The organism is Streptomyces spongiae (assembly GCF_009377185.1).
Classification (GTDB): domain Bacteria; phylum Actinomycetota; class Actinomycetes; order Streptomycetales; family Streptomycetaceae; genus Streptomyces; species Streptomyces spongiae.
The window spans coordinates 1-20,183 of the sequence record NZ_VJZC01000134.1 but is presented as its reverse complement, the minus strand read 5'-3'; the positions used below and the strand labels follow the sequence as shown (position 1 = coordinate 20,183).

At 74.7% G+C, this 20,183-nt stretch carries 2 protein-coding genes; both read left to right on the top strand.

From position 1 onward, the window contains the following. The first annotated feature begins 19 nt into the window (after window positions 1-19). Window positions 20-14,722 (top strand): type I polyketide synthase, encoded by a 14,703-nt coding sequence (locus FNH08_RS53115; protein WP_152772855.1) that lies wholly within the window; start codon window positions 20-22, stop codon window positions 14,720-14,722. A 79-nt stretch (window positions 14,723-14,801) separates the two neighbouring features. Then, the coding region (locus FNH08_RS19950; protein ID WP_194238544.1) for a type I polyketide synthase at window positions 14,802-20,183 on the top strand (5,382 nt) is incomplete at its 3' end.

Here is a 20,183-nt window from a genome sequence, read left to right as displayed (position 1 = left end):
CGCCGGCACGGTGCCCTGGGTGCTCGCCGGCCGGACCCCGCAGGCCCTGCGCGCACAGGCCGCCCGCCTCGTCGCCCACCTCGACGGCCGACCCGGCCTCGCCCCCGCCGACGTCGGCCGCACACTGGCCACCGCACGCGCCGCCCTCGACCACCGTGCCGTCCTCGTCGGGGACAGCCCGGACACCCTGACCGCGGCGGCCGCCGCCCTCGCCGGCGGCGACACGACCGCCCTCGTCACCTCGGTGGCGGGCGCGGGCCGCACGGTGTGGGCCTTCACCGGACAGGGCAGCCAGCGGCCCGGCATGGGCCGCGAACTGTACGACGCCCACCCGGTGTTCGCGCAGACCCTCGACGACACCTGCGCGCTGCTCGACGCCGAACTCGCCGGCGCCGACGGCTTCGACACGCCGCTGCGCACCGTGCTGTTCGCCGCCGAGGACAGCTCCGAGGCCGCCCTGCTGGGCCGCACCGGCCATGCGCAGGCCGCGCTGTTCGCCCTCCAGGTAGCACTCGCCGAGTTGCTGCGCTCCTGGGCACTCGCCCCCGACGTGCTAGTCGGCCATTCCATCGGCGAGCTGGCCGCAGCCCACGTCGCGGGCGTTCTCGAACTCCCCGACGCCGTACGGCTGGTGGCCGCCCGGGCCCGGCTGATGCAGGCTCTGCCCGACGGCGGCGCCATGGCGGCCGTGGAGGCGGACCCGGAGGAGATCGCGCCCTGGCTGACCGACGGGGCCGTGGTCGCTGCCGTCAACGGACCCTCCGCCGTGGTGGTCTCCGGCACGCAGAGCGCCGTAGACGCGGTTCTGGCCATCGCGCGCGAGCAGGGCCGACGCGTCACCCGGCTCAAGGTGTCGCACGCCTTCCACTCACCGCTGATGGAACCCATGCTGGCCGAGTTCGCCGCCGTCGCGGGCGACGTCACCTACCGGCGGCCCCGGACACCGGCCGTCAGCACCGTCACCGGCCGGCCACTCGGCGACGACGACTGGTCGAGCGCCGAGTACTGGGTGCGCCAGGTGCGGCAACCCGTCCTCTTCGACGACGCCGTCAGGACCGTCACCGGCGAACTCGGCGCCACCCGGCTGCTGGAACTCGGCCCCGACCCGGTCCTCGCCACCCTCGCCCAGCGGACCGCCCCCGAGCTGACCGTGGCCGTCTCCGCCCTGCGCGCGGGCCGCGCCGAGGCGGAGACCCTCCTCACCGCCGTGGGCGAGCTGTTCGTGCGCGGCACCCCCGTCGACTGGACGGAGGTGTTCCGTGGCACGGACGCCCGCCTGACCGACCTGCCCACGTACGCCTTCCAACGCGAACGCTTCTGGCTGCCCGACCGGACGGCGGCCGGCCTGTCCGCCGGTACGGCGGCCGAGGACGGCGCCGAGGCCGGGTTCTGGCAGCTGGTCGAGGGCCGCGACGCCAGCACGCTGGCGCGGGAGCTCGACCTGCCCGTGGACGCCTCGCTCGACACGCTGCTGCCGGCGCTGTCGGCTTGGCGGCGGCGCAGCCGGGACGATCTCGCGCAGGCGGGTCGCCGTTACCGCGTGATGTGGCGGCCGGTGCCCGTCACTCCTGGTGGGGCCCCGTCGGCGGGCCGATGGACGGTGGCCGCGGCGGAGCCGGACGGCCAGGCCCTGGCGGAGGCGTTGCGGCGGTCGGGCGCGGAGGTGGACCTGATCACGGTCACGGACTCCGACACGCCTGCCGGTGTCGCGGAACGCGTGCGAGCGACCGGTGCCGAGCCGTCGTGCGTGCTGTCCCTGCTGCCGTCGCCTGCCGCCGTGCTCACCGTGTGGCAGGGGCTGGCCGAGGCTGCTCCGGCCGCCCGTCTGTGGTGCGCCACCCGGTCCGCCCAGTCAGTGGGTGCGGGCGACACTCCGGCCCATCCCGAACAGGCCGCGGTCTGGGGCCTGGGCCGGACCCTCGCGCTGGAGCAGCCGGACCGGTGGGGCGGACTGATCGACCTGCCGGAGCACACGGTGCGTGGCGACCTGGAGCGGCTGGTGGCAGCGCTGGCCGGTTCGGGGGCGGAGGACCAGCTCGCCGTACGCTCCACCGGCGTTCTGGCCGCACGCCTGGTACGCGACACCGACGCCGGACGCGCCGCACAGACCGGGCGGTTCAGCGGTACCGCTCTTGTCACCGGGGGAACCGGTGCGCTGGCTGGTCATGTGGCCCGCTGGCTGGTTCGGCGGGGGATCGAGCATGTGGTGCTGGTCTCCCGTCGCGGCGCCGACGCCCCTGGTGCGGCGGAGTTGCGGGAGGAACTGGCCGGGCTCGGTGCCGATGTCACGCTCGCCGCGTGCGACATCACCGACCGCGGTGCGCTCGGTTCCCTGCTGGAGGCGCACCCGCCGACCGTGGTCGTGCACGCGGCGGGCGTGCTGGACGACGGGCTTGCCGCCGATCTGACTGCCGAGCGGCTGGGGCGGGTTCTGGCGGTCAAGGCGGACGCGGCCCGGCATCTGCATGAACTGACCGCGCGAAGTGACCTGGACGCGTTCGTGCTGTTCTCGTCCGTGGCGGGGGTGACGGGCAATGCCGGGCAGTCCGCATATGCCGCGGCCAACGCGTGCCTCGACGCGCTCGCGCAGTATCGGCGCGGGCTCGGCCTGGCGGCCACCTCTGTGGCGTGGGGGCCCTGGGCCGGTGCCGGTATGGCCGCCGAGCCCGTGGTGGCGGCTCATCTCGAGCGGATGGGCCTGCGGGCACTGGAGCCCGCCACGGCCGTCGACGCGCTGGAGCGCGTCCTGGACGGCGGCCGGGCCTGTGCCACCGTCCTGGACGCCGACTGGTCGCGTTTCGCGGCGGCGACCACGTACGCGCGACGGGGTTCGCTCCTGCGCGAACTGATGCCGGACACGGAGGAGACCGGCACCGGTCGGGACAGGTTCGTTGCCGTGGGCGGCGAACTGGCGGAAGAACTGCGCCGCCGCCCGCCCGCCGAGCGGGAACGGATCGTGCTCTCCCGGGTCCGGTCGGCGGTGGCCGCGGTCCTGGGCCACGCCTCCGGCGCCGCGATCGACGCCGAGCGTCCCTTCACCGACCTGGGTTTCGACTCGCTCACCGGAGTGGAGCTGCGCAACCGGCTCGGCGCCGCGACCGGTCTGCGCCTGCCCGCCACCCTGGTGTACGACCACCCCACCCCGGCCGCCCTCGCCGACTTCCTCCGCGCCCAGGTTCTGGGGAGGACCGCCCGCGAACCGGAGCGGGACGGCACGGCGCCGGGCCCCGTCGGCGTCGACGACGACCCCGTGGTGATCGTCGGAATGGGCTGCCGTTTCCCGGGCGGTGTGTCCTCGCCGGAGGAGCTGTGGGAGCTGCTGGCACAGGGCCGGGACGGGCTGGCACCGTTCCCGGAGGACCGCGGCTGGGACGTGGAGCGGCTGTACGACCCCGACTCGGGGGCTCCCGGCACGTCGTACGTGAACCGCGGTGGCTTCCTGCGGGGCGCGGCCGACTTCGACGCCGAGCTGTTCGGGATCTCGCCGCGTGAGGCCCTCGCCATGGATCCGCAGCAGCGGCTGCTGCTGGAGACGGCGTGGGAGGCGCTGGAGCGGGCGGGTATCGATCCCTTGTCCCTGCGCGGGTCGGCCACCGGCGTGTTCGCGGGCACCAACGGCCAGGACTACCAGGAGACGGCCCACGCCGCCGCCGAGGACATCGAGGGCTACGTCGGCACCGGCTCGGCGGCCAGCGTGCTGTCCGGGCGGGTCAGTTACGTGCTGGGGCTGGAGGGTCCGGCGCTGACGGTGGACACGGCGTGTTCTTCGGCGCTGGTCGCGCTGCATCTGGCGGTGCAGGCGATCCGTGGCGGCGAGTGCCGGACGGCGCTGGTCGGCGGCGTGACGGTGATGGCCACGCCGGGCATCTTCGTGGAGTTCTCCCGCCAGCGCGGCCTGGCCGCCGACGGTCGTTGCAAGGCGTTCGCCGACGGCGCCGACGGCACCGGCTGGTCGGAGGGCGCGGGCGTGCTCGTGCTGATGCGGCTGTCGGAGGCCGAGCGGCGCGGGCACAGGGTGCTGGCGGTGGTGCGGGGCACCGCGGTCAACCAGGACGGTGCGTCCAACGGCCTCACGGCGCCGAACGGACCGGCCCAGCAGCGGGTGATCCGGCAGGCGCTGGCCAACGCGGGTGTGTCACCGTCACAGGTGCACGCCGTGGAGGCGCACGGGACGGGGACCCGGCTGGGGGACCCGATCGAGGCGCACGCGCTGCTGGCGACATACGGGCAGGAGCGGACCGAGCCGTTGTGGCTGGGGTCGGTGAAGTCCAACATCGGGCACACCCAGGCCGCCGCAGGCGCAGCAGGTGTGATCAAGATGGTGATGGCGCTGCAGGAGCAGTGCCTGCCGCGCACCCTTCACGTCGACCGTCCGTCGTCGCACGTGGACTGGGCGGAGGGTGCCGTACGGCTCCTCACCGAGGAGCGGGACTGGCCCCGCGGGGAGCACCCGCGCAGGGCCGGAGTGTCGTCCTTCGGCATCAGTGGCACCAACGCGCACGCGATCATCGAGGAGGCTCCCTCCGCTCCCGCCGCTCAGGAACGGCGACCGGGTGTTCCCGGGTTGCCGGTGGTGCCCTGGGTGGTGTCGGCACGTTCCGCGGAGGCGTTGCGGGCCCAGGCGAAGCGGCTGGCGCCGGTGGCCGCCGATCCGGTCGACACCGGGTTCTCGCTGGTGGTGACACGTGCGCTGCTGGAGCACCGGGCAGTGGTGCTGGGCGGTGACCTGGACGCCCTGCGGTCCGGTCTGGCCGAGCCCGCGATCACCGGTTCGGCGGTCGAGGGCCATACGGCGTGGATGTTCACGGGGCAGGGCAGCCAACGACCGGGCATGGGACGGGAGTTGTACGAAGCCTTCCCCGTGTTCGCGGCCGCGCTGGACGAGGTCTGCGCCCTGCTGGACGCCGAGCTGGGTTTCGAACGCCCCTTGCAGCAAGTGCTGTTCGCGGACGACCCCGAGCAACTGAACGCCACCGGGTACGCACAGTCGGCCCTCTTCGCACTCCAGGTGTCGCTGGTCGCGCTGCTGCGGTCGTGGGGTGCGGCACCGGACGTGGTGCTGGGGCATTCGGTGGGTGAGTTCACCGCGGCCTACGCGGCGGGGGTCTTCGATCTGCCGGATGCGGTACGGCTGGTGGGGGCACGGGCGCGGTTGATGCAGGCATTGCCCGCAGGCGGTGCGATGGCCGCGATCGAGGCGGGAGAGGCCGAGGTGGCCGGCCGGCTCGACGGGGACGTGGTGATCGCAGCGGTCAACGGGCCCGACGCGGTGGTGGTCTCCGGCACGCAGCCCGCTGTGGAGTCCGTGGTGGAGCGGTACAGGTCCGAGGGCCGCCGTGCCACCCGGCTGCGGGTCTCCCACGCGTTCCACTCGCCGCTGATGGCACCGATGCTGGACGAGTTCACCCGGACAGCCCGGCAGGTGACGTACAGTCAGCCGCTCATCACCGCCGTCAGCACCGTCACGGGCACCCCGCTGGACGAGGACGACTGGACGACCCCCGACTACTGGGCGCGGCAGATCGTCAGCCCGGTCCGCTTCCACGAGGCGCTCACGGCCACCGCCGCCGAGGGGGCGACCCGTTTCCTGGAGATCGGCCCGGACCCGGTCCTGACCGCGCTGGCCCGGACGGCCACGGACGTCACGGCCGCCGCCACCCTGCGCACGGACCGGCCCGAGCCGCACTCCCTGCTGACGGCCGTCTCCGAACTCTTCGTCCACGGCATGGCCGTCGACTGGCCGCGGCTCTTCGACGGCGCCGGCGCTCGTCCCGTCGACCTGCCCACCTACGCCTTCCAACGCCGCCGCTACTGGCTGGAGCCCACGAAGCCGGCGCTCGACGCGGGAGGCCTCGGTCTCGGGACCGCACGGCACCCGCTGATCGGCGCCACGGTAAGGCTGGCGGGTTCCGACACGGCCGTGCTCACGTCGCGGCTGTCCGCGCGGACGCACCCCTGGCTGGCCGACCACACCGTCGACGGGACGGTTGTCGTCCCCGGCACGGCACTGCTGGAACTCGCCGTCCAGGCCGCCGACCACGTCGGAGCGCGGACGGTCGGCGAACTGACCCTCCGGGTGCCGCTGCTGGTGCCCGACGACGGCGCGGTCCAGGTGCAGACGTCGGTCGACCCGGCCGACGGCGAGGGTGACCGCCTCGTCCGTATCCATGCGCGGCCCGACGGGGGATCCGACGACGAGCCGTGGACGCTGCACGCCACGGGGACGCTGGGCGCCACCGAACCGTTCGCGCCGGACTGGCACCTGCGCGCGTGGCCACCGGCGGACGCGGAGCCCGTCGCTGTGGACGGCCTGTACGCACGCCTGGCGGAGACCGGCATGGTGTACGGGACGGCCTTCCAGGGTCTGCGTGCCGTCTGGCGCGCCGGCGCCGACCTGTACGTCGAGGCCGAACTGCCCGAGCCGACCGACGAGGACGCCGACGCCTTCGCACTGCACCCGGCCCTCCTCGACGCAGTCCTGCACGCCCTCGGCACCGACCAGACCATGAGCACGGAGGACGGTGACGGACCGCGCAGGGCACTGCTGCCCTTCCTGTGGTCGGGGTTCTCCCCGGCCGCCGTGGGCGCCGCCGCCGTCCGCGCCCGGATGACCGTCAGCGCCCCCGGCGAGGTCGCCGTACGGATCGCCGACACCGCAGGCGAACCGGTCGCCGAAGTGGCCGGGCTGGTGCTGCGCCCGGTCGACGCCGCCGAGGTCATCGCGGCGGACACGACCGCCGCGGCACGCGACCTGTACCAGGTGCAGTGGGTGGCGGCCGCGACGGCGGCGGGCGCGGCCGACGGCGAGCCGGCCGCGGACCTCGCCGTGCTCGGCGACGGGGACCGTGCCGTGCCAGGACTGACCGCGTTCCCGGACGTCGCCGCCCTCGCCGCCGCGGGCGCGCCCACGGGGCCGGTCCTGCTGCCGGTCGCCGGCGGGCGCCACCTGACCGAGTCCGTGAGCGGCGTACTCGCCACGCTCCAGGAGTGGCTCGCCGAACCCGCGCTCGCCGACAGCCGACTCCTCGTCCTGACCACCGGTGCCGAAACCGACCCGGCGGGCGCCGCCGTGTGGGGCCTGGTGCGTACGGCGATCAGTGAGCACCCCGACCGGTTCGCCCTGGTCGACACCGACGGCACACCGGCCTCGCAGCGGGCCCTGACCGAGCGGTCGGCCGCACTCGCCGAGACAGGTGAGACCCAGCTCGCCCTCCGCGAGGGCCAGGTGCTCCTGCCGCGCCTGACCCGGGCACCCGCCCCCGACGGCACCGGACCGGTCTGGCCCGGGACCGGTACCGTCCTCATCACCGGCGGTACGGGCGGTCTGGGCGCGCTGCTGACCCGGCACCTGGTCACCGAGCACGGCGTGCGAGACCTGCTGCTGGTGTCGCGGCGCGGACCGCAGGCCCCGGGAGCCGCCGAACTGCGCGCGGAACTCCAGGAGTCGGGAGCGCGAGTCGACATCGTCGCCTGCGACGTGAGCAGTCGGGCGGCGCTGGCGGAACTGCTCGACGGGGTGCGGCTGAGCGCGGTCGTCCACACCGCCGGCGTGCTGGACGACGGTGTGATCACCGAGCTCACGGAGGAGCGGCTGGCGCGAGTGCTGGCGGCGAAGGCCGAATCCGCGCTTCTTCTGCACGAGTTGACGGCTGACCGGGAACTGGAGGCCTTCGTCCTGTACTCGTCCGTCGCCGGAGTGGTCGGCCCCGCGGGGCAGGCCGCCTACGCCGCCGCCAACGCCTCCCTCGACGCGCTCGCCCGGCGCCGGCGCGCCCAGGGGCTGCCCGCGGTGTCGCTGGCCTGGGGCATGTGGGAGACCGCCGAGGGCATGGGCGGCACCCTCTCGGAGACCGAGCTGGCCCGCATGCGCCGCCAGGGCTTCCCCGCCCTGACCGAGGCGGAGGCCCTGACTCTGCTCGACGCGGCGCTGCGGGCCGACGAGCCGGTGGCGGTGCCCGTGGCGTTGCGCACCGCCGCTCTCGCCGAACGCGGCAGCACGCTGCCGAGCGTGCTGCGTGACCTCGTGCCGGCCGCGCGTCGGCGTGCCGCCGGACGGGGCGGTGCCGGCGGCACCGACGAGCTGGCCGCGCGGCTCGCCGGAGCGTCCTCGGCCGAGCAGGACCAACTGCTGCTGGACCTGGTCCAGACCCAGGTCGCCGCCGTGCTCGGCCACTCCTCGGGTGTGTCCGTCGACCCCCGCCGCGCCTTCAAGGACCTGGGCTTCGACTCCCTCACCTCCGTCGACCTGCGCAACCAGCTCGGCACTGCGACCGGTCTGCGCCTGCCGGCCACGCTCGTCTTCGACCACCCGAGCCCGGTCGCCCTCGCCGCCCGCCTCCGCCGGGAACTGGTCGGCGACGCCGCCCCCGGACCCGCCGTCACACCCGGCCGACGGACCGCCACCGCCGACGACGAGCCCATCGCCGTCGTCGGCATGGGCTGCAGGTACCCGGGCGGCGTCACCTCCCCCGAGGACCTGTGGCGACTGGTCGCCGAGGGCGGCGACGGCATCTCCGGCTTCCCGACCGACCGCGGCTGGGACGTGGAGCGGCTCTACGACCCCGACCCCGACCGGCCGGGCACGTCGTACGCCCGCGAAGGCGGGTTCCTGTACGACGCCGCGGACTTCGACGCCGAGCTGTTCGGCATCAGCCCGCGCGAGGCGCTCGCCATGGACCCGCAGCAGCGGCTGCTGCTGGAGACCTCCTGGGAGGCCCTGGAGCGGGCGGGTATCGACCCGAACGCTCTGCGCGGAACGGATACGGGCGTGTACGCGGGCCTGATGTACCACGACTATTCCGCCCGTCTGCACACCGTGCCCGACGAGGTCGAGGGCTACCTCGGCAACGGCAACGCGGGCAGCGTCTTCTCCGGACGTATCGCCTACGTGTTCGGCTTCGAGGGGCCGGCCGTCACCGTCGACACCGCCTGCTCCTCCTCCCTCGTCGCTCTGCACCTCGCCTGCCAGGCGCTGCGCACCGGCGAGTGCACCACGGCCCTCGCGGGCGGCGTCACGGTGATGGCCACCCCGCAGACCTTCGTGGAGTTCTCCCGACAGCGCGGGCTCGCAGCCGACGGGCGCTGCAAGTCCTTCGCCGACGGCGCCGACGGCACCGGCTGGGCCGAGGGCGCGGGTGTCCTGGTGCTGATGCGGCTGTCGGAGGCCCAGCGGCGCGGGCACCGGGTGCTCGCGGTGGTGCGAGGTTCGGCGGTCAATCAGGACGGTGCCTCCAACGGCCTCACGGCACCCAACGGGCCGTCCCAGCAGCGGGTGATCCGGCAGGCCCTCGCCGGAGCGGGGCTCGAACCGACGGACGTGGACGCCGTCGAGGCACACGGCACCGGCACCCGGCTCGGCGACCCGATCGAGGCGCAGGCACTGCTCGCCACGTACGGGCAGGGCCGGGACGAGCCGCTGCGACTGGGGTCCGTCAAGTCGAACATCGGGCACACCCAGGCCGCCGCCGGCGTGGCCGGTGTGATCAAGATGGTGATGGCGCTGCACGCCGAGCGCCTGCCGCGCACGCTGCACGTCGACGAGCCGTCCTCGCACGTCGACTGGGATGCCGGTGCCGTGGAACTGCTGACCGAGGAACGCCCGTGGCCGCGCGGCGCACGCCCGCGCCGGGCGGGTGTCTCCTCGTTCGGCATCAGCGGCACCAACGCCCATGTCCTCGTCGAGGAACCCCCGGCAGGCCACCAGGTGCCCGGCACCACCCGGGCGACCGGACTCCCGCTCATCCCCTGGGTCGTCTCCGCCCGCACGGCCGAAGCCCTGCGCGCCCAGACCGAGCGCCTGGTGTCCGTGGCCGGTGATCCGCTCGACATCGGCCTCTCCCTGGCCACTACACGCGCGAAACTGGAACACCGGGCCGTCGTCCTGGGCCCCGACCACCGGGCCCTGCGCGCCGCACTCACCGAACCCGTCGTTTCCGGAGCGGCGGTGGAGGGCCGTACGGCGTGGATGTTCACCGGGCAGGGCAGTCAACGTCCCGGTATGGGCCGGGAGTTGTACGAGGCGTTCCCGGTGTTCGCCGAGGCGCTGGACGATGTGTGCGCGCTGCTGGACGCCGAGCTCGGCTTTGCACGGCCGCTGAAGGAGGTGCTCTTCGCCGAGGAGGCGGAGGACTCCACCGGGTACGCGCAGTCGGGGTTGTTCGCCCTTCAGGTGGCGCTGGTGGCGTTGCTGAGGTCGTGGAAGATGGCCCCGGGCGTGGTGCTCGGGCACTCGGTGGGTGAGTTCGCCGCCGCACATGCGGCCGGTGTGCTCGAACTCGCCGACGCCGTACGGCTGGTGGCGGCGCGGGCACGTCTGATGCAGGCGCTGCCCGAGGGCGGCGCGATGGCCGCCGTGGAGGCTTCCGAGGCCGAGGTCGCCGACTGGCTGGTGGACGGTGCGGTGGTCGCTGCCGTCAACGCGCCCACGGCGGTGGTGGTGTCCGGGACCGAGGCCGCTGTCCAGGAGGTTGCCGAGCGGGCGCGGGACGCGGGACGGCGTACGACCCGGCTGAAGGTCTCGCACGCGTTCCATTCGCCGTCGATGGAGCCGGTACTGGCCGAGTTCACGGCCGTGGCCGAGCAGACGAACTACCATCGGCCGACCGTGGCGGCGGTCAGCACGCTGACGGGTGCTCCGCTGTCCGACGGCGACTGGACGAGCTCCGCCTACTGGGCCGGGCAGATCGTCGAGCCGGTGCGTTTCCACGACGCGCTGAGCGCCGCCCGCGCCCAGGGCGCCGCACGTTTCCTGGAGATCGGCCCGGACCCGGTGCTGACCGCCCTGGCCGGCGATGTACCGGCCGCGTCGACCCTGCGCAAGGACCGCCCCGAGCCGGAGACCCTGCTCACCGCCTGCGCCGAACTCTTCGTTCAAGGCGCTGACATCGACTGGTCCGCACTCTTCGAGGGAACCGGCGCCCACCGCGTCGACCTGCCCACCTACCCCTTCCAACGGCAGCGGTACTGGCTCGACGCCGTGCCTGCCCTCTCCGACGCCGACGATCTCGGCCTGGCCCGGACCGACCACCCGCTGCTGGGCGCCGCCGTGCCGGTGGCCGACTCGGACACCGTGCTGCTCGCCTCGAGCCTGTCGGTGCGGACGCATCCCTGGCTGGCCGACCACGCCGTGGCCGGTTCCGTCGTGGTACCCGGTACGGTCCTCGTGGAACTCGCCCTCCAGGCGGGAGAGCGCGTGGGCGCCGGGCAGCTGGCCGAACTGGCCCTGCGTACTCCGATCGTGCTGCCCGAGCACGGAGCCGTACAGCTCCAGATCGCCGTCGGTGCCGCCGGTGCCGAAGACGCGCCGGACGGTGGCCGCACGCTCCACGTCCACGCCCGCCCGCAGGAGGCCGGACCCGACGAGCCCTGGACGCTGCACGCCACGGGCGCCCTCGACACCGCCGAACCGCCCGCACCCGACTGGGACCTGAGGGCCTGGCCACCCGCAGGTGCCGAGCCAGTGGAGTTCGGCGACCTGTACGACCGGCTCACAGCGGCCGGCCTCGGCTACGGTCCCGCCTTCCGCGGCCTGCGACACATCTGGCAGCACGAGGGTCACCTGTACGCGGAGGCCGAACTCCCCGAGCCGGTTGCCAGTGCCGCCGCGTCCTACGGTCTGCACCCCGCCCTGCTGGACACCGTCCTGCACAGCCTCGGCCTGCACGAGGAGACCACCGACGGCTCGCTGCCCTTCCTGTGGTCCGGCGTCCGTCTGACCGCCGTGGGAGCGGGCTCCGTCCGGGTCCGGCTCACCCCGCGCGGCGCCGGGGACATCGCCCTGCGCGTCGCGGACGCGGCGGGCGAACCGGTCGCCGAGATCGACTCGCTCGTCCTGCGCACCCTGTCCCCGGAACGTCTCACGGCCACCGGGCCCGACGACCTGTACCGGCTGCACTGGACCCCGGCCCCCGAGGCGGAGGCCGTACCGCACGGGACCGTGTGGACGGCCGTCCACACCGCCCCGGCCGGTGTCCCCGCCACCGTGCACCCCGACCTCGACGCGGTGGCCGCGGCGGGCGACGTACCCGGCACGGTGCTGCTGCCGGTCACCCCGGCCGACGGAGGGGACGCGGCCGCGACCGTGGCGGGCGTGCTCACCCGGCTCCAGGCGTGGCTGGCCGACGACCGGTTCGCCGCGTCCCGCCTCGTCGTGCTGACCTCCTCGGCCGTCCGGGTCGAGACCGCCGGGGACGGCGCGCCGGACGTCGCCGCGGCCGGCGTGTGGGGTCTGGTGCGCAGCGCGATCAGCGAGAACCCCGGCCGGTTCGCCCTCGCCGACACCGACGACGACCCCGCCTCCCTGCACGCGCTCGCCGCCGCCCTGCGCGCCACCGACGAGCCGCAGTTCGCGGTGCGTGCGGGCCGGTTGTGGCTGCCGCGTCTCGCTCGCATGTCCGGTGACGGCGTGCTCATCCCGCCCGCCGTCGCCGGTGACGCGTGGCGCCTGGACATCGTCGACCAGGGCCGCCTCGACGGCGTCGCCCTCGTTCCCGAGGAACAGCGCCCGCTCGGCCCCGGCGAGGTCCGCGTCGCCGTGCGAGCCGCCGGAGTCAACTTCCGGGACGTGCTCAACGTCCTCGGCATGTACCCCGGAGACGCCGGCCGGATGGGCCTGGAAGGCGCGGGCGTCATCGTGGAGACCGGCCCCGGCGCGGACCGGTGGACCGCCGGGGACCGGGTGATGGGCATGCTGGACGCGGCCTTCGGACCCACCGCCGTGGCCGACGCCCGACAGCTCGCGCCGATCCCGAAGGGCTGGACGTACGAACAGGCCGCCTCGGTGCCGATCGTGTTCCTCACCGCCTACTACGCCCTGGTGGACCTCGCCGGGCTCAAGGCGGGCGAGTCCGTGCTGATCCACGCCGCGGCCGGCGGCGTCGGCTCGGCCGCGGTACAACTCGCCCGGCACCTGGGTGCCGAGGTGTACGCGACGGCGAGCGAGAGCAAGTGGCCCGCCGTGCGGGCGCTCGGCGTCCCCGCCGACCACATCGCCTCGTCCCGCACCACGGAGTTCGAGCGACGCTTCCAGGCGGCCGGCGTCGACGTCGTCCTCGACTCCCTCGCCGGGGAGTTCGTGGACGCCTCGCTGCGGCTGTTGCGGCCGGGCGGACGGTTCGTCGAGATGGGCAAGACCGACATCCGCGACGCCGACGACGTCGCGGCACACCACGGGGTGTCGTACCGTGCCTTCGACCTCGTCGAGGCCGGCCCCGACCGGATCGGCGAGATGCTCGAGGCCCTGCTGGACCTGTTCGAGCAGGGCGTGCTGCGGCCCGTCCCCGTGACCGCGTTCGACATCGCCCGCGCGCCCGGGGCGCTGCGGCTGCTCCAGCAGGCCAAGCACGTCGGCAAGGTCGTCCTGACCGTGCCCTCGCCCTGGTCCCGGCCGGGTACCGTGCTGATCACCGGCGGCACCGGCGGCCTCGGCGCGCTGCTCGCCCGGCACCTCGTCGAACGGCACGGCGTCCGCGACCTGCTGCTGCTGTCCCGCCGGGGGCCCGAGGCCCCCGGCGCCGAGGAACTGGTCCGCGACCTCGTCGCGTCGGGAGCCCGCGCCGACATCGTCGCCTGCGACGTGACCGACCGGGACCAGCTCGCCACCGCCATCGAGGGCGTCCCGCTGAGCGCTGTGGTGCACACGGCGGGTGTCCTCGACGACGGCATCCTCACCGGCCTCACCGGCGACCGCCTGGCCCGCGTCCTGGCCGCCAAGACCGACGCGGCCCGGTACCTGCACGAGCTGACCGCCGGGCACACCCTGGACGCCTTCGTGCTGTACTCGTCCGTCGCCGGAGTCATCGGCTCCGCCGGCCAGGCCGCCTACGCCGCGGCCAACGCCACCCTGGACGCACTCGCCGTCGCCCGCCGCGCCCAGGGGTTGCCCGCCGTGTCCCTCGCCTGGGGCATATGGGAGACCGAGGCCGGCATGGGCGGCACCCTGTCGCGGGCCGAACTCTCCCGCATGCGCCGCCAGGGCTTCCCCGCCCTGCCCGGCGACGAGGCCCTGGCCCTGTTCGACGCCGCCCTGCGCGTCAACGAGCCCGTCGCGGTGCCCGTCGCACTGCGTCCGTCCGCCCTCGCCGAACACGCCGACGGCCTGGCCGGCGTGCTGCGCGACCTCGTCCCCGCCGCCCGCAGGCGCCGGGCCGCCGCACGGGACGCGTCCGGCGGAGCCGAGAACCTCGCGGAGCGGCTCGCCGCCCTGACCGACCCCGAGCAGGACCAGCTCCTGCTGGATCTGGTCCGCACCCAGGTGGCCGCCGTACTCGGCCACTCCTCGGCCACCGCCGTCGACGCAACCCGCGCCTTCAAGGACCTCGGCTTCGACTCGCTCACGGCCGTCGACCTGCGCAACCGGATCGCCGCCGCCACCGCGCTGACCCTCCCGGCCACGCTGGTCTTCGACCATCCCACGGCCGAGGACCTGGTGCGGCTGCTGCGCGAACGGCTCCTCGCGGACACCGCCGCGACCGCACCTGCCGCCCCCGCCGACGACGGCATCGACCCGCAGGTACGGGAGCTCCTGACCGTGATCCCGGCGGCCCGGCTCCACGAGTCCGGCGTGCTCGACATGCTGCGCCGGCTCGCCGACCGCCCCACCACCGGCCCCGACGACCCGCAGCCCGATCCCGCCGAACAGCACCGACACCCCGAATCCCTGGACGCGATGGGCGCCGACAGCCTCGTCCAGTTGGCCCTGAAGCGCGTGCAGCGGCCGGCGTGACCGCCTGTGCCGGCCGGTCCCGCACCGGCCGGCACACCGAGGACCGCCCAGCTCGCTCACCGCGACCGTGGAGAAGGACATGACTGCATCCTCCGAAGAGCTCGTCGAAGCCCTGCGGGAGTCCCTGAAGGAGAACGACCGGCTCTGGCAGCGCTACCAGGACCTCGTCACGGCGTCCCGGGAACCCGTCGCCATCGTCGGCATGGGCTGCCGCTTCCCCGGCGGCGCCACCACCCCCGAGGCCCTGTGGGAGCTCGTCGCCGGCGAACGGGACGGCATCACGCCCGTCCCCGAGGACCGTGGATGGGACCTGAGCGCCCTCGGCGACACCACCGTCGCCGGCGGATTCCTCCACGACGCGCCCCTGTTCGACCCGGACCTGTTCGGGATCAGCCCTCGCGAGGCCCTCGCCATGGACCCGCAGCAGCGGCTGCTGCTGGAGACGTCCTGGGAAGCCCTGGAGCGGACGGGCATCGACCCCTCCTCGCTGCGCGGCTCCCGCACTGGCGTGTTCACCGGAGTCTCCGGCAACGGCTACGGCGGCCACCTCCACGAAGCCACCCCCCAGACCGAGGGCTACCTGCTCACCGGCAGCATCCCCAGCGTCGCCTCCGGCCGCGTCGCCTACACCCTCGGCCTCGAAGGCCCCGCCGTCACCGTCGACACCGCCTGCTCCTCCGCGCTCGTCGCCCTGCACCTCGCTTGCCAGGCGCTGCGCTCCGGCGAGTGCGACACGGCCCTCGCGGGCGGCGCCACCGTCATGGCCAACCCGGGCATGTTCCTGGAGTTCGCCCGGCAGGGCGGGCTGGCCGGTGACGGCCGCTGCAAGTCGTTCGCCGACGACGCCGACGGTACCGGCTGGTCCGAGGGCGCGGGCGTCCTCGTCCTCGAACGCCTCTCCGACGCCCAGCGACTCGGCCACCCGATCCTCGCCGTCATCCGCGGCAGCGCCGTCAACCAGGACGGCGCCTCCAACGGCCTCACCGCGCCCAACGGCCCCTCCCAGCAGCGCGTCATCCGCCAGGCCCTCGACGCCGCCGCCCTCACCACCGCCGATGTCGACGCCGTCGAGGCGCACGGCACCGGCACCCGGCTCGGCGACCCCATCGAGGCCCAGGCCCTCATGGCCACGTACGGGCAGGACCGCACCGAACCCCTGTGGCTCGGCTCCGTGAAGTCCAACATCGGCCACGCCCAGTGCGCCGCGGGCGTCGCCGGCGTCATCAAGACCGTGATGGCGCTGCGGGCCGAACTCCTACCCCGCTCCCTGCACTCCGAGACGCGCTCCACCCGGGTCGACTGGACCGAGGGCAACGTCGGCCTGCTCACCGAGGCCCGCCCCTGGCCACGCGGCGAGCGCCCCCGCCGGGCCGGTGTCTCCGCCTTCGCCATCAGCGGCACCAACGCCCACGTCATCGTCGAGGAGGCCCCGGCCGTCCACGATCCGGAGCAGCGCACGGTGACCGCCCCGCCGGTCGTGCCCTGGGTGCTGTCGGCCCGCGGCCCGGGTGCCCTGACCGCCCAGGCCGCCCGCCTCGCCGGCCAGGACGCCGAGCCCACCGACATCGGCCTGTCCCTCGTCACCGGCCGCGCCCGCCTCGACCACCGCGCCGTCGTCCTCGGGACCGACCCCGGCACGCTGCGCGACCGTACCGCCGCCCTCGCCGACGGCACCCCGGCCCCCGGTACCGTCACGGGGACGGTCATCGACGGTCGTACGGCGTGGATGTTCACCGGCCAGGGCAGCCAACGCCCCGGCATGGGACGCGAGTTGTACGACACGCACCCGGTGTTCGCCGCGGTCCTGGACGTCGTGTGCGAAACCCTCGACACCGCCCTCGCCGGCGCCCCCGGATTCGAACTCCCCGTCCGTGACGTCATGTTCGCCGCGGAGGGCACCCCCGAGGCGGCCCTCCTCGACCGCACCGGCTACGCCCAGAGCGCCCTGTTCGCCCTGCAGACCGCCACCGCCGAACTGCTCCGGTCCTGGGACACGCGGCCCGACGTCGTCCTCGGCCACTCCATCGGCGAGTACGCCGCCGCCTACGTCGCCGGTGTGTTCGACCTCGCCGACGCCGGGCGCCTGGTCGCCGCCCGCGCCCGTGTCATGCAGGCGCTGCCCGAAGGCGGCGCCATGGCCGCAGTGGAGGCCGGCGAGTCCGAGGTCATGGAGCTGCTCGACACCCCCGAGGTCACGATCGCCGCCGTCAACGGACCCCGGGCGGTCGTCGTCTCGGGGACCGAGGACGCCGTCGAACGCGTCATGGCGGCCGCCCGGGACCGGGGCCGGCGCGTCACCCGGCTGCGTGTCTCGCACGCCTTCCACTCGCCCCACATGGCCCCGGCCCTGGCCGGGTTCACCCGCGTCGCCGAGGGCATCGCCTTCCGTCCGCCGACCCTCGCCGCCGTCAGCACCGTCACCGGAGCCCCCGTCACCGCGTCCGACTGGGCCACTCCCGCCTACTGGGCCGACCAGATCGTCCGCCCCGTCCGCTTCCACGACGCCCTCACCACCGCCACCGGCCGCCAGTCCGCGAGCCGTCTGCTGGAGATCGGCCCGGATCCCGTTCTCACCGGTCTCGCCCACACGGCCGGTGACACACCCGCGGCGTCCGTCCTGCGCAAGGGCACGCCCGAGCCCGAGTCGCTGCTCACCGCCCTCGCCGAGATGTACGTACACGGTGCGACGGTCGGCTGGCCCGCCCTGTTCGACGGCACCGGCGCACGTCGCGTCGACCTGCCCACCTATGCCTTCCACCACCGGCGGTTCTGGCTACGGCCCACCCGCACCGTCACCGACGTCGGCCGCCTCGGCCTCGGCAACGTCGGACACCCGCTCCTCGGCGCCACCCTGCGCCCCGCCGGCACCGACACCGTCCTCCTCACCGCCGCCCTGTCGGCCGACGCCCACCCATGGCTCGCCGACCACAAGGTCGCCGGCCGGGTCGTCGTCCCCGGCACCGCCCTCGTCGAACTCGCGGTGCAGGCCGGCGACCAGGCCGGCTGCGGCACCCTCACCGAACTCGCCCTGCACACCCCCCTCGTGCTGCCCGAACACGGCACGGCGCACCTCCAGATCGCGGTCGAACCCGCCGCGGACGACGGCACCCGTGACGTTCGCGTCCACGGTCGCCCCGACGGCGCACCCACCGAGGCGCCATGGACGCTGCACGCCGCCGGCACCCTCGCTCCCGCAGGTCCGTCCCCTTCCCGGGACCTGCGGGCCTGGCCCCCGGCCGGAGCCCAGCCCCTACCGCTCGACGGCCTGTACGACCGGCTCGCCCGGTCCGGCCTCGACTACGGCCCCGCCTTCCGCGGTCTGCGCGCGGCATGGCGGGACGGCGACGACCTGCTCGTCGAGGCCGCCCTGCCGGACGGCACCGGCGACGCCACGGCCTTCGGCCTGCACCCCGCCCTCCTCGACGCGGCCCTCCACGCCCTCGCTCTGCCGCAGGACACCCCCGACCAGGCCCGGCTGCCGTTCCTGTGGAGCGGCGTACGCCTGCACGCCGCCGGCGCCGCCACCCTCCGTGTCCGGCTCACACGGCACACCGACGACACCCTCAGCCTGTACGCGGCGGACGAGACCGGCGCACCCGTCGCCGACGTCGAGGGCCTCGTCCTGCGCCCCCTGTCCGCCCTGGGCGACAGTCCCCGCGCCGGCGCCGGGGGCGGCCTCTTCCGGCTGGAGTGGACGCCGGTCACCCTCCCGTCGCCCCGTACCGGCGACGACACCGAACACGCGCCGGTCGTACTGACCGACGAGCCGTCCCCGTGGACCGCCGCCGATCCCTCGGTTGTCCACGGCACTACCCTCGACGCTCTTGCGGCCACGGCCCCGGGGACCGTCCTGCTCCCCGTCGGCGCGGGCGGACCCGGCATGGCTGCCGACGTCCTGGCCGCCGTGCACCGCTGGCTCGCCGATGACCGCTTCGCGCGTGCCCGGCTGGTGCCGGTGACCACCTGTGCGGTGGGCGACGATGCCATCGATCCCGTGGGCGCGGCTGTTTGGGGCCTGCTGCGCACCGCCGCCAATGAACACCCCGGCCGTTTCGCGGTCGCTGACACCGATGGCTCTCCCGAGGCCCTGCGCACTCTCCGCGCCGCCCTGACCGCGCCGACCGTCCTCGACGCCGGCCAACTGGTCGTGCGCGGCGAGCAGGTCCGCGTACCGCGCGTCACCCGTGCCGCCGAACCGCCGCTCACCGAACGCACTCCCTGGCCGGAGACCGGGACCGTCCTGATCACCGGCGGCACCGGCGGCCTGGGCGCGCTCGTCGCCCGGCATCTGGTCACCACGTACGGCGTGCGCGACCTGCTGCTCATGTCCCGTCGCGGCCCCGAAGCACCGGGAGCCGACGCCCTCGTCACCGACCTCACCGACGCCGGTGCCCGCGCCAGGGTCGTCGCCTGCGACGCCGCCGACCGGACCGCTCTGGCCGCCGCCCTGGACGGTGTACGGCTCAGCGGCGTGATCCACGCCGCCGGAGTGCTCGACGACGGACTCCTCGCCGATCTCACTCCGGACCGTCTCACCCGTGTCCTTGACGCGAAGGCGACCGCGGCGCTCCATCTGCACGAGTTGACGGCAGGGCAGGATCTGCATGCCTTCGTGCTGTTCTCCTCCGTCGCCGGCGTCTTCGGCAACCCCGGCCAGGCCGCTTATGCGGCGGCCAACACGGTGCTGGACTCACTTGCCGCGGCCCGCCGCGCCCAGGGTCTGCCCGCGCTGTCGCTGGCGTGGGGCATGTGGGAGGCGGCCGAGGGCATGGGCGGCCGCGTCGCCGAGGCGGACGTGGCGCGCCTGAGTCGCCAGGGCTTTCCGCCGCTGCCCACCGACGAGGCTCTGGCTCTCTTCGACGCCGCGCTGGGCTCCGGGGAGCCTCTCGCGCTGCCTTTCGCGCTGGACACCGAGGCCCTTGCCGCGCACCGCGACACCGCTCCGGCCGTTCTGCGCGGTCTGCTGCCCGCCGCCCGGCGCCAGGCCGCGACCGGGTCCGACAGCGGCAATGTCCTGGCTCGTCGCCTGCTCGCCGTGTCCGGCGATGAGCAGCACCGGCTCCTGCTCGATCTGGTGCGCAGCGCTGTCGCCGGTGTCCTCGGCCACACCGGGACAGCGGCGGTGGAACCGGGCCGGGCATTTGAGGATCTAGGCCTCGACTCCCTGACCGCCGTTGATCTGCGCAACCGCCTCAAGACGGTCACCGGTCTCCAACTCCCTGCCACCCTGGTGTTCGACCATCCCAGCCCTCTTGCCCTCACTGACTATCTCCGGACGGAACTTCTCGGCGCGGTGGATCTTCCGGCGGTACCCGCGCGGGTTGCGGCCGGTGCGGACGAGGCGGTTGCGATCGTGGGGATGGGGTGCCGGTTCCCGGGCGGTGTGGATTCGCCGGGGGCGTTGTGGGACTTGGTGGCGTCCGGCGGTGACGGTGTGTCGGGTTTTCCGGTGGATCGTGGC